At 34.8% G+C, this 13,457-nt stretch carries 6 protein-coding genes; all 6 read right to left on the reverse strand.

Features of this window, described 5'->3' with window-relative positions; genetic code table 11:
• Positions 1-20: 20 nt before the first annotated feature.
• Entirely contained in the window at positions 21-413 is a 393-nt protein-coding gene (locus tag QWY90_RS04410) for an energy transducer TonB (protein WP_290284647.1), read from the reverse strand.
• 159 nt (positions 414-572) lie between these two features.
• Positions 573-1,778, reverse strand: a complete 1,206-nt coding sequence (lysA, locus tag QWY90_RS04415; RefSeq protein ID WP_290284648.1) for a diaminopimelate decarboxylase — start codon at positions 1,776-1,778, stop codon at positions 573-575.
• Positions 1,779-1,851: 73 nt separating this feature from the next.
• Entirely contained in the window at positions 1,852-3,306 is a 1,455-nt protein-coding gene (locus QWY90_RS04420) for a glutamate synthase subunit beta (protein ID WP_290284649.1), read from the reverse strand.
• A gap of 6 nt (positions 3,307-3,312) precedes the next feature.
• Positions 3,313-7,827, reverse strand: a complete 4,515-nt coding sequence (gene gltB / locus QWY90_RS04425; protein WP_290286927.1) for a glutamate synthase large subunit — start codon at positions 7,825-7,827, stop codon at positions 3,313-3,315.
• A 246-nt stretch (positions 7,828-8,073) separates the two neighbouring features.
• Complete coding sequence (locus tag QWY90_RS04430; protein ID WP_290284650.1) at positions 8,074-10,479, reverse strand: alpha-ketoacid dehydrogenase subunit alpha/beta; 2,406 nt, start codon at positions 10,477-10,479, stop codon at positions 8,074-8,076.
• Positions 10,480-10,666: 187 nt separating this feature from the next.
• The gene (locus QWY90_RS04435; protein ID WP_290284652.1) at positions 10,667-13,435 is read right to left on the reverse strand and encodes an aminopeptidase; all 2,769 of its coding nucleotides are present in this window, start codon (positions 13,433-13,435) and stop codon (positions 10,667-10,669) included.
• Between the last annotated feature and the right edge of the window lie 22 nt (positions 13,436-13,457).

Below are 13,457 nucleotides of genomic sequence, written 5' to 3' on the forward strand. Positions count from 1 at the left end.
TTACTAAAATATGTTGTTATTTATCTGCCAATAACTAATTGTACCGCATAAAGCACTCTAACAATTTGTTTGTTCTGTTTTCCAGGATTCCATTTGGGTAGACTTTTTAAAATTTGAATCAATACATTGGCTTTGGCGGTATCAACTCCACGTAGAATTTTAACATCACTAAGCGAACCATCTTTTTCTATGACAAACATAGCATATACTTTTCCTTTTCTTTCCGATGCAAATTCACTTTTTAGGTAGCTTTCATTTATAAGAGATTTTAATTTGTCTAATCCTCCCGGAAATTCAGGCTTTACATCAAGTCCGGCTGTGTTGTATATTGTATTATCCTCTTGCTTTTCTGCTATTTGTGAAAAGCTGTTAATGGAATAGAATAGAAGTAGTAAGGTAATTATTTTTTTCATGCTTTTATTCGTAATTATAGTAGTTTAAAATCTTACACTGCATATTTACACGCAAGTCAATTTTTTTCAAAATCTAATTTACTAAAAAAGCACCTTACATACAATGCTCAAAACAAAACTTACAAACAATAAAAAATCCCACCGAAGCGGGATACCATTTTATAAATCAATCATGATCTGATTCTGCAGTAAATCTTCAAAAGATTCTCTTTCTCTAATTAAATGCCCTTTGCCATTTTTCCATAATACTTCCGCGGGTTTAAATCGTGAGTTATAGTTGGATGCCATCGAGAAACAATAAGCACCAGCATTTCTAAAACACAATGTGTCGCCTTCATGAATTTCGGCAATCCTGCGGTTGTTGGCAAACGTATCCGTTTCGCAGATGTAACCTACAACAGTATAAAAACGTTCTTTCCCTTTTGGGTTAGATATGTTTTCAATGCTGTGTTGTGAACCATAAAACATCGGACGAATCAAATGATTAAAACCACTGTCAATTCCTGCAAAAACGGTCGATGTAGTTTGTTTTACCACATTCACTTTCGCCAAGAAATAACCCGCTTCACTTACTAAAAATTTACCTGGTTCAAAAGCCAAAGTTAATTCGCGACCATATTCTTTTTCAAAAGCTAAAAAACGTTTGGTTAGTTTTTTACCTAATTCTTCAATATTAGTTTCGATATCCCCTTTTTTATAAGGCACTTTAAATCCGGAGCCAAAGTCTAAAAATTCTAAGTCTAAAAATTGTTTTGCAACATCAAATAAAATTTCAGAAGCATACAAGAATACTTCAATATCTAAAATGTCAGAACCTGTGTGCATGTGAATACCGTTGATGTTCATCTTAGTGTTCTCAACAATTCTTAAAACATGCGGAATCTGATAAATAGAAATTCCAAATTTACTATCAATATGACCCACTGAAATATTCTCGTTTCCACCAGCCATTACGTGTGGATTGATACGAATGCAAACCGGAACTTTAGGATATTTGGTACCAAAATGCTCCAAAATAGAAAGGTTGTCAATATTAATTTGCACACCCATTTTGGCTACTTCTTCAATCTCTTCAAAGGAAACGCCGTTGGGTGTAAAAATGATTTTGTTCGGAGTAAAACCGGCATGCAAACCCAATTGCACTTCCTGAATAGAAACAGTATCTAGTCCGGAACCTAAATTCTTCAATAGCTTAAGTATTGAAATATTAGACAACGCTTTCATCGCATAATTAATGCGGAGTTTTTCAACCTTGGCGAAAGCATTAGTCAAACGATTGTATTGCAATTCAATTTTATCGGCATCATAAACATATAACGGATTTCCGAAAGTGGCTGCTAAGTCTAGTAATTCTTTGGGTTGCATGTTTTTTTGGCAAATATAGTTTAAGAGGTCATTTATGACAATATTTTTGTGATTTTATCTGGTTTTTACAAGATTACAAACCTGGTAAATCACCATTTCCTTTAGTTGGTAAATTGGTGTAACTCATCAAATAATTATCAACAACCCTAGCAGCTTCTCTTCCTTCAGATATGGCCCAAACAATTAAAGATTGTCCGCGACGCATATCACCAGCAGTAAAAATATTCGGAATATTGGTTTGATAGTTTTTGCTTTTGTAATTGTTTCTCACATCAATTTCAATTCCCAATTGATCGCTCAACGTTTTTTCCGGTCCAGTAAAACCAAGTGCTAGCAAGGCTAATTCGCAAGGCCATATTTTTTCGGAACCTTCTTTTTCAATTAATTCCGGACGTTGTCCTGGTGTCATTTTCCAGGCAACTTCAACTGTTTTTAAGCCGGTTAATTCACCCCTTTCGTTGGAAATAAATTCTTTAGTATTGATGAGCCAGTTTCTATTGCATCCTTCTTCGTGTGATGAAGATGTTTTTAATTGCAAAGGCCAAAACGGCCATGGTGTACTATCGCTTCTGGTTGCTGGTGGCTTTGGTAAGATTTCAAAATTGGTTACCGATTTTGCGCCTTGTCTGTTAGAAGTTCCAACGCAATCAGAACCGGTGTCGCCACCACCAATTACAATTACATTTTTGCCTTTGGCAGATATTTGATTTGGAATAGTTTCGCCATACAATACTTTAGTTTGTTGTGTCAAAAAAGTCATGGCTTGCACAACACCTTTGCTTTCAATACCTTTTGTGGGAATGCTTCTTCGTTCGGTTGCACCACCACATAAAACAACAGCATCAAAAGAATTGAGTTGTTTTATGCTATAGTTTACACCGACATTTACATTCGTTTTAAAAACAATTCCTTCCGCTTCTAGTATAGCAATGCGTCTGTCGATAATGGCTTTTTCTAATTTGAAATTAGGAATTCCATAACGAAGCAATCCACCAATGGCATTGTCTCTTTCAAATACGGTTACTGAGTGACCAGCGCGGTTTAATTGTTGCGCAGCTGCTAATCCGGCCGGACCGGAACCAATAACGGCAACGGTTTTTCCGGTTTTGATTTTTGGTGGTTGCGGTTTAATCCAACCTTCGGCAAAACCTCTTTCAACTATATTTTTTTCAATATTTTCGATAGCTACCGGTTCACTGATAATACCTAAGACACATGATTTCTCACAAGGCGCCGGACATAATCTACCGGTAAATTCAGGAAAATTATTTGTTGATTGTAAAATTTCCAGTGCACTTTGCCATTCTTCCTGGTGCACCATATCATTAAAATCCGGAATTAAATTCCCCAATGGACACGAGCTATGACAAAACGGAATCCCGCAATCCATGCATCTCGAACCTTGCTCTTTGATTTTTTCTTTCCCTAACGGAATTGTAAATTCATTATAATTTGTAACACGCTCTTGAACAGCTATATTGCTTTCGTCGGTTCTGTCGTATTCTTTAAATCCACCAATCTTTCCCATAATCACTTAAGCTATTAATGCTGCTATTTGTTTTTCTTCTGATAATCGTTGTAGTGCTTTTTTATAATCGGTTGGCATCACTTTTATGAAATGTTTCTTTTGATTTTCCCAATCATTTAACATCTGTATCGCCAATGGGCTATTGGTAAAAAGAGAATGTCTTTTTATCAATCGGCGAAGTTTAGTGAAATCTTCTTCCTCTAATTTTTCTAAGCCAACCATTTCCATATTGCACAATCCTTTTTCAAATTGTTTTTTGTCATCAAAAACATAGGCAACACCACCGCTCATTCCGGCAGCGAAATTCCTTCCTGTTTTTCCCAAAACTACTACAGTTCCACCAGTCATATATTCACAACCGTGATCTCCAACTCCTTCTACTACGGCTGTAGCTCCTGAATTTCGGACACAAAAACGTTCACCAGCCATTCCGTTAATATAAGCTTCACCAGTAATGGCTCCGTATAACGCAACGTTACCAATAATAATGTTTTCTTCAGGCTTGAAAGTTGCTGTTGGAGGAACTTTAATGATTAGTTTTCCGCCTGAAAGTCCTTTTCCTAAATAATCATTGCAGTTTCCGTGAATTTTAAATGACAATCCATTGGTTGCAAATGCACCAAAACTTTGACCAGCCGAACCTTCAAAATCTATTAGAATGGTATCTTCAGGTAAACCTTGTGCGCCATATATTTTTGAAATTTCATTGCTTAAAATAGCGCCAACAGAACGGTCCGTATTTTTAATTTGGAAATTAATTCTAGTTTTTTCTTTACGATATATCGAAGGAATGGCCGCTTTTATAATTTCAAAATCAAGTACATGTTCTAAATGATGGTCTTGTTTTGTAGTATTGTAATTCGGAACTTCTTTAGCTTTTTCTGGTTTGTAAAGTATAGTCGATAAATCTAATCCATTGGCTTTATAATGTTTGATGGCTTTATTTACATTCAATTTTTGAGATTGCCCTACCATTTCTTTTAATGTTCTAAAGCCAAGTTGCGCCATGATTTCGCGTAATTCTTCCGCAATGAAATACATAAAATTAATAATGTGTTCTGGTGTTCCTTTGAAGTTTTTTCGCAATTCAGGATCTTGTGTGGCGATACCAACGGGACAAGTATTTAAGTGACAAGCCCGCATCATAATACAGCCAGAAGCTACTAGTGGTGCTGTAGCAAAACCAAATTCTTCGGCACCAAGTAAAGCCGCAACGGCAACATCTCGTCCTGTTTTTAATTGTCCGTCACATTCAAGAACCACGCGACTTCTTAAATTATTTAGAATTAAAGTTTGTTGCGCTTCCGCTAATCCAAGTTCCCAAGGGATTCCTGTGTGTTGTAAAGATGTCAATGGTGCAGCTCCAGTTCCGCCATCATAACCTGAAATCAAAATTACATCGGCTTTGGCTTTAGCAACTCCGGCAGCAATGGTTCCAACCCCAACTTCCGAAACTAATTTTACATTTATTCGTGCTTCTCGATTGGCATTTTTTAAATCAAAAATCAATTGTGATAAATCTTCAATCGAATAAATATCATGATGTGGTGGCGGAGAAATTAGTCCAACATAAGGCGTTGAATTACGAGTTTCGGCAATCCAAGGCACTACTTTTTCGCCTGGTAATTGTCCACCTTCTCCGGGTTTAGCACCTTGTGCCATTTTGATTTGAATTTCTTTAGCGTTGGTCAAGTAATTAATAGATACACCAAATCTGCCTGATGCTACTTGTTTAATAGCACTATTTCGAGAATCACCGTTAAGGTCTTTTTGAAAACGTCTTGAATCTTCACCGCCTTCACCCGAATTGCTTTTTCCACCAATTCTATTCATCGCAATAGCTAAATTCTCATGGGCTTCCTGACTAATTGAACCATAAGACATGGCGCCGGTTTTGAATTTTTTTACAATTTCTGTCCAAGGTTCTACTTCATCAATTGGAATAGGATCGTAATTGTTGAACTCAAATAAACCTCTAATTGTCATTAGGTTTTCACTCTGTTCATTGACCATATTTGAATATTCCTTATAACTTGCAGGACTGTTTAGTCTCACAGCTTGTTGCAGTTTTGCGATTGTTGTTGGATTGAACATGTGCTTTTCACCTGTTCTTCTCCATCGGTAAATACCACCAATTTCTAGTGGTAATAAATTGGAAATCTCTGAATTTGGAAATGCTTTTTGGTATCTTTCTTTGACTTCTTTTTCCACTTCCATCAAACCTATTCCTTCAATTCTGGATGGTGTGAATGGGAAATATTTTGAAGTAAATTTTTTGTTTAAACCTAGTATTTCAAATATTTGAGCTGCTCTATAAGAATGCAGTGTAGAAATCCCAATTTTATTCATGATTTTAAGAATTCCTTTCGCGATGGCTTTGTTGTAATTTTTGATAGCATAATCTGCTTTTACATTGGTAATAAATCCTTGTTTTACTTGATCAAAAATTATTTCATTAACCATGTAAGGATTAATTGCACTAGCACCATAACCAAATAAAAGGGCAAAATGATGTGGCTCTCTTGGTTCAGCGGATTCAATTAAAATTCCAAATTTTGAGCGTACTTTCAAAATATTTAACGAATGATGAATATAGGAACACGCTAAAAGCATTGGTATCGGCGCCATTTTTTCGCTCACATTTCTATCGGAAAGAATGACAATATTGCAACCTTCTGAAACGGCTTTGAAAGTTGCTTGAACACATTTTTCTAAAGCACGTTCTAAACCATTAACTCCTTTTTCAATTTCGTACAAAGTGGAAATGGTTACGGATTTAAAATCTTTGTGATTGATGTTTCTGATTTTATCTAAATCTTCATTTGATATAACCGGATTTTGAATTTTTAACTTTTTGCAATGTTTAGGTTCAATATCAAAAATGTTGAAATCGCCTCCAATAGCTAAACTAATATCGGTTATAATTTCTTCCCGTATTCCGTCTAATGGTGGATTTGTAACTTGAGCAAAAAGTTGCTTAAAGTAGTTGTATAATAATTGCGGTTGGTCAGACAAAACGGCTAGTGGCGTATCATTTCCCATTGAACTGATAGCTTCTGCACCTTTTTCTCCCATTGGGTTTATGATTGTTTTTAAATCTTCGATGGTGTAGCCGAATAATCGCAGCCGTGTGTCAAAAGCAACCGTTTCAACCGGAATAGGATTATTGGTGTAAGGTATTTTTGCTAGTTGTAATAAATTATCATTTAACCATTTTTTATATGGACGTTTGGTCACTATGACTTTTTTTACTTCTTCATCTTCAATAATTCGTCCTTTATTCATGTCGACAAGGAACATTTTTCCAGGTTCTAATCTTCCATGTTGTACTACATCTTCGGGTTTAATATCGAGTACACCTATTTCTGATGACATGATGACAAAGCCACTTTTTGTTACTGTATATCGTGATGGGCGCAAACCGTTTCTGTCTAATAATGCACCAATAACATTTCCGTCTGTGAATGGAATTGAAGCTGGACCATCCCAAGGTTCCATGATACAGGAATTATATTCATAGAATGCTTTTTTGTCTTCGGACATGGTTTGGTGTTTCTCCCAAGCTTCAGGAACAACCATCATCATGGCTTCGGGTAAAGATCGACCGGTCATCAGCAATAATTCGATAACCATATCCATCGAAGCAGAATCTGATTTTCCTTCTAAAATAATTGGAAATAATTTCTTGATGTCTTCACCAAAAACATCGCTTTTCATTAATTCTTCGCGAGCACGCATTCGGCTAATGTTCCCACGAAGCGTATTGATTTCTCCGTTGTGACACATATAACGGAAAGGTTGCGCCAATTCCCATGAAGGGAACGTATTGGTTGAAAAGCGTTGATGTACCAATGCTAATCGTGTTACTAAATCATCATCAGTCAAATCAATATAATATCGACTAATATCTTCGGGCATTAAAAGCCCTTTGTATATTATGGTTGTAGTAGAGAAACTCGAAAAATAAAAACGATGGCTTTCTGAAATTTTGGAATTTATTACAGCATGTTCGGCAATTTTTCGGGCAGCAAATAGTTTGGCATTGAATTGCTGTTCGGTTAGTTCTAAACCATTTTTGCTTACAAATACTTGCATGATAGTTGGCTCTTTTTCGGCAGCAATTTGACCTAGATTGGAAACGTCGACAGGTACATCTCTCCAGCCAATAATTTTCAGGTTTTGTTCGTTAATAGCCGTTTCAAAAGTAGTCTTGCAGAATATAACTTGGTTAATACTTTTTGGCAAAAAAACCATTCCTACTGCATATTCTTTTGGCTCTGGAATTTCAAATTCGCAAACTTTTTTAAAGAAATCATGCGGAATATCAAACAAAATTCCTGCTCCATCACCCGTTCTTCCATCGGAACTTACAGCGCCACGATGTTCTAATTTTATTAAAATATCGAGTGCTTTGTGAATTATATCATTGGTTTTTATTCCGTTTAAATTGCAAATAAATCCGGCACCACAATTATCATGTTCAAACTCCGGTAAATAAAGTCCTTGTTCTTCAACTTTCATCATTCATAAATTTTTACTAATTTATTAAAATGATTAAGAATTAAATAGTAAAAATCAGTAAAGCGCTAATTTTTGTAGATATAATAATTAAATAGTTGTTAAATTATTAATTATCTAATTTTCGAATGCTTTTTTACCATTCACTCAAAAGAGTGTAAAAGAAATTACTTAATAAACTAAAGAAGTGTTGTTGGGTTTTTATCCCTGAAAGGTTTTAGAAATCTGTCAGGAATACTATTGCAAGTTCTAATACAAACTAGGGAATTTATCCGGTTTGGCCTCATGCATAATAGCGTATACTTTTTCGAATACATCTTCTGCTGACGGCTTCGAGAAATAATCACCATCTGTTCCGTAGGCTGGTCGATGTGCTTTTGAAGTTAAAGTTTGGGGTTGACTATCCAAGTATTGATAGCCGTTGTGTTCATCAATAATTTGTTGCAAAAGATAAGCAGAAGCCCCACCTGGAACGTCTTCATCAATTACTAATAAACGATTAGTTTTGATGATACTTTTTACGCAGTCGTGGTTAATATCGAAAGGCAATAAAGATTGTGCGTCAATAATTTCGACATCGATTCCAGCTTCAAGTAATTCTTTTGCCGCTTGTTCAATAATTCTGATAGTTGAACCATAGGAAACAATTGTGAGATCAGTTCCGATTTTGATAGTTTCAACAACACCAATTGGTGTTTTAAATTCGCCCAAGTTGGTTGGCATTTTTTCTTTTAAACGATATCCGTTAAGGCATTCAATTACCAAAGCTGGTTCGTCAGTTTCTAACAATGTGTTATAAAAACCTGCTGCTTTGGTCATATTTCTTGGAACCAAAACGTGAATACCACGGATTGCATTGATGATCATTCCCATAGGTGAACCCGAATGCCAAATTCCTTCCAAACGGTGACCTCGAGTTCTTATTATTAGAGGAGCTTTTTGAGTTCCGCGTGTTCTATATTGTAATGTAGCCAAATCATCGCTCATGATTTGAATGGCATATAAAAGATAATCCAGGTATTGAATTTCTGCAATTGGGCGCAAACCCCGCATTGCCATTCCTATGCCTTGTCCAAGAATTGTTGCTTCACGAATGCCTACATCGGACACACGAAGTTCTCCATATTTTTCTTGCATACCTTCAAGTCCTTGGTTGACATCTCCAATTGCACCTGCATCTTCACCAAAAATTAATACTTCAGGATATTTTGAAAATAATGCATCAAAGTTATCTCTGAGTAACATTCGGGCATCAACAACTTCATCATTGTCGGCATAAATTGGTGCTATTTCAGTAGTATGAATAACACTTTTTTCTGATTGTGAAAATAAGTGAGAACTAAATCTTGGTTGCGTTTTATTGGAATAATTAGTAATCCAAGTTGCTAATTGATGCTTGCCATTTTCATTTGATAACAATCGTAGTGCTTTGCGTGCCGTTATCATGATTTCTTTCCGTAGCGGTTCTTTTAAAGAAATTAAATCATTCGCTTGTTTTTCTAAAAACACTTTGTTAGCACTTGAAACAGCAATTACGTTTAGTAATGATGCCAATTCTTTTTGCTCTTCTTTCATGGGTAAAACAAATGCAGTCCAAGCTGCTTTTTTTCCTTCCATTACTTCTTTTTTAGAGCTGTTTTCTAGTGCTTCTAATTCTTCGGTCGTAGCCAAATCATTTTCAAGTAACCAAATTCGCATTTGTGCTATGCAATCAATTTTTGTTTCCCATGCTAAACGATCGCTATTTTTATAGCGTTCATGTGAACCCGAAGTAGAATGTCCCTGTGGTTGTGTTAATTCGGTTACGTGGATTAAGACGGGTACGTGTTCTTCCCGAGCAATTTCAGCAGCCTTTTCATAAGTAGCAACTAATGATGTGTAATCCCAACCCTTTACAGTTAGTATTTCGTAGCCTTTATTATCTTCATCACGTTGAAAACCTTTTAAGATTTCAGAGATATTTTCTTTAGTAGTTTGATATTTAGCATGTACAGAAATTCCATACGCGTCATCCCAAACACTTATTATCATAGGCACTTGTAAAACTCCAGCTGCATTTATGGTTTCGAAGAACAATCCTTCAGATGTAGAGGCATTTCCAATTGTTCCCCAAGCTACTTCGTTTCCTTGATTTGAAAAATTTGAAAAATCTTCCAAGCCACGTACATTTCTATAAATTTTTGATGCTAGTGCTAATCCCAATAATCTTGGCATTTGTCCTGCTGTTGGAGAAATATCGGCACTTGAATTTTTTTGTTGTGTTAAGTTTTTCCAGTTACCATTTTCATCAATAGAATGAGTAGTAAAATGTCCGCCCATTTGTCTTCCTGCGCTCATCGGGTCATGAGCTAAATCAGCGTGACCATACAAACCCGCAAAAAACTGTTGAATTGATAATTCGCCAATCGCCATCATAAACGTTTGATCACGATAATATCCAGAACGGAAATCACCATTTTGAAATGCTTTAGCCATAGCTAATTGTGGCACTTCTTTTCCGTCTCCAAAAATTCCGAATTTTGCTTTTCCTGTTAATACTTCCTTTCGCCCTAAAAGACTACATTCTCTACTTATTAATGCAATTTTATAATCATTTAAAACTTCTTGTTTGAAGTCTTCAAATGTAATTTCAGTTTTGGATGTAGTTTCAGACATAGAAGGAAATTATTTCTTGAAGTAACAAATTTAAATAAAAAGTAGTAACAAATTATATTCTGCACCGAAAAATATAATTTAATTATCTGTAATTTATTTGTTATAAAACGAAGTGGTGCTGAAAAATATTCAATGAAAATTAGAGTATTCAGGAAAATGTTTAAAAAAAAATGATTTTAACCTCGACTTAAAACCATTTTCTGGTAAAAAGATTGATTAAAGTTTCTGGTCGGAACGTGATAATAAATCGAATTTTTTCGCCATAATTTTTATCTCCAATTTCCCAGCCATTATTAGAATATACAGGAAAGAATAACTCGAAATAATCAGTAACCATATTCAATCGAATGCCGCTATCATAAACAAACTTTGGTGTAACATTTTTGTTTTTTATAAAGCCAATATCGCCATAACCTTCAATCCAACTCCATATTGTGTAATTGGCATTGACAGTTGTCATCCAACGATTAGCTGTTCGAGTTTCGAGTTTTGACTTAAAAAAACCATCGGCAATAATAGATTGTTGGCTAAACAAACCTGTAGTTTCGGAACGACCTAAATAGTCGCTTTCAAAAAGATAATCCGATGGTCTGTCAAGCCCAAAATCAAAATAGGTTGAGGTAGTTTTGTTGTGTAAAAAGGTTCCGGCAAACAAACGAAGGTTTAGTGAACGGTTGTTGTCAAAAAGCTTTCTGTATTGTATTTCAGTAGCTAGTTTTCCAAAATTATTTGAATATTGAAAATCGCCTAGAAATGAAAAATGATGAGTTACTTCGGTTTTGGTATCTATGTATTTAGCATTAAAAATCTGGTAGTTTTCACTGTTTTCGCTAACAGTAAATGCTGTTTTTTGTTTGTCAACTATGATTTCTTTTATAACAATTGTTTGTTTTCGATTGTTTCTAAAATCATCGGGTCTGAAAAATAGAAAGACAGTTGGTGCTAATTTGGTATAATAAGCATCTGGCGCATAATGCAAATAATGGCCACTCATCATATACCGAATACTATACAAATTACTATCTCTATTGTATTGGTTTAAATAGACAAATCCTTTTCCTGAAAAATTCTTTGTTTTGGTAGAAATTGTTGGATTTACATCAAAAATGAAAGGCTTGTCTAAAATGGTTTTGTTGTGAAAGCGAAAGCCAGGCAGTAAACCATCGTATAAATTATATTCCAAAGTAGGCACATATAGAATTTGGTTATAATAGGGATCTTCCAAGTCCTTCATAAAATTGAATTTTATCGGACGATTGTTAAGTCGAAAACCACGTAAGGAACGCCAATTATTTCTCAGATTAAATTCCGGAATTTCATTTTTGTAATTGATAACAATTTTGTCGGCATCGTTTCTTGGAATAGTATAAACACTATCAGAAGCAATAGTATCGAACCATTTCTTATAGACAATGTTTTTATCTTTTATACCATAAACCGAGATAGGAACGTTGGTTTCGGTTTTATTTTTTAACGAAAAACTAATGCTGTCTTTGGTTCGGGTAACTTTGTCAAATTTGAAATCGATGATGTCCCTGGATTCAATTAATTTATCAAAAAACCATTCAATTTTTTTAGGTGAATTGGTTATTAAAATGTTTTCAAAATCCTTACGGTCTGTTTGCTGCTTGGTGTTTAAAAAAAGAAACTCTTTGATACTTTTTGGAACAACATCCTTTTCCAGGTAACTGTCTAAATACCTAAAGCTTAGTCCGGCTCTGTATTTTGAGGCAATTTTTTCGTTGAATTTTATTAGTGTATTTTTTGGATTTCCCAAAGGTTGGTCTAAGTTTTTACGTGCCATCAGCATATACAAATAGCTGTATTGACCATTAAAATCTAATGAAACTAAGTTGTAGCCTTTTAGCAGTTTTAATTTAGCAACACTTCCCATCATCTTGCTGTCGGGATGATATTCGTCAATATATTTCATCATGACATAGACCTGAATTCCGTCATAAATCCAGTTGTCTTTTCTCGGATCTAATTGTAAAGTGTTGTGCAGGTAATTATTCAGATAGGTTTTTAAAAATTTAATTTCATATAAAAATTCATCCGGAAACGGACTTATAAAAAGGGGTAATTGGTTTAAACCATAAAATGGATTTTTGTCATAATCAGCCTGAGAAACAGTTATTTTTGACTGTGGATATTTGCCCAGATTTTCAGATACATAATTCACAATTCTGTCAATAACTATAGCTCTTTGAATATCATTTAACCGATTGTCTTTTAAATTAGAAACTACTTCGATATCACTGTTTTTATAAATTTCAAAATCCTTTTTTCCATCGACAAACAAATTGAAATCAAGACGATTTACACCTGTCAAATGGTAGTTATTTAAACCATTTGCAGTTTCCTTTTGTACTTCATTCAAATCAGAAAGTAATTCTAAATTTTGAGCAATTTTGATTTCAATATCATAGTCAGAAAGCGCGTTGGCACAATCGTCTAAATTTAAATTATCGTATTTAACAAAGGTTTTATTTTCGTAACGTGCAGGAATGAGAAAGCAGTTTTTGAGGTACATTTTTCCGTTTGGACCATAACCGTATTTTGTGAAGACATCACTCGGAATTTTCACAGTATAATTAAGTGTAAAAGAAGCTTTTTGATTGGGCAAGAGCCTTTCCTTGAGCCTTATTTGAATAACGTCTGGATAGTTTTTATCTCTTTCCCATGTTAGCAGTGTTTTAGTTTCATCAGTAACGTTGATATCACTTGTTCTGCCTCTTTCTTTTTCTTTTGCCAAATGAAAACCTCTTTCAAATTCATCGGAAAACCTTGCTGCCATTGGTGTATACTTTGAAGTGTATCCATTCATCCAATCGTTCAGAACGATATTGGTCAAAGTATCATTCGTTTGGTTAAAAAATGTCAATTCCTGAGTAACGGTCAATTCTTTTTTTTCATTGTCGACGCTCACAATCATTTTGGAATGATGCTGTGCCATTAATTTTATCGGATAGGATAAA

The sequence above is a fragment of the Flavobacterium paronense genome, assembly GCF_030409795.1.
GTDB classification, from domain to species: Bacteria; Bacteroidota; Bacteroidia; order Flavobacteriales; family Flavobacteriaceae; genus Flavobacterium; species Flavobacterium paronense.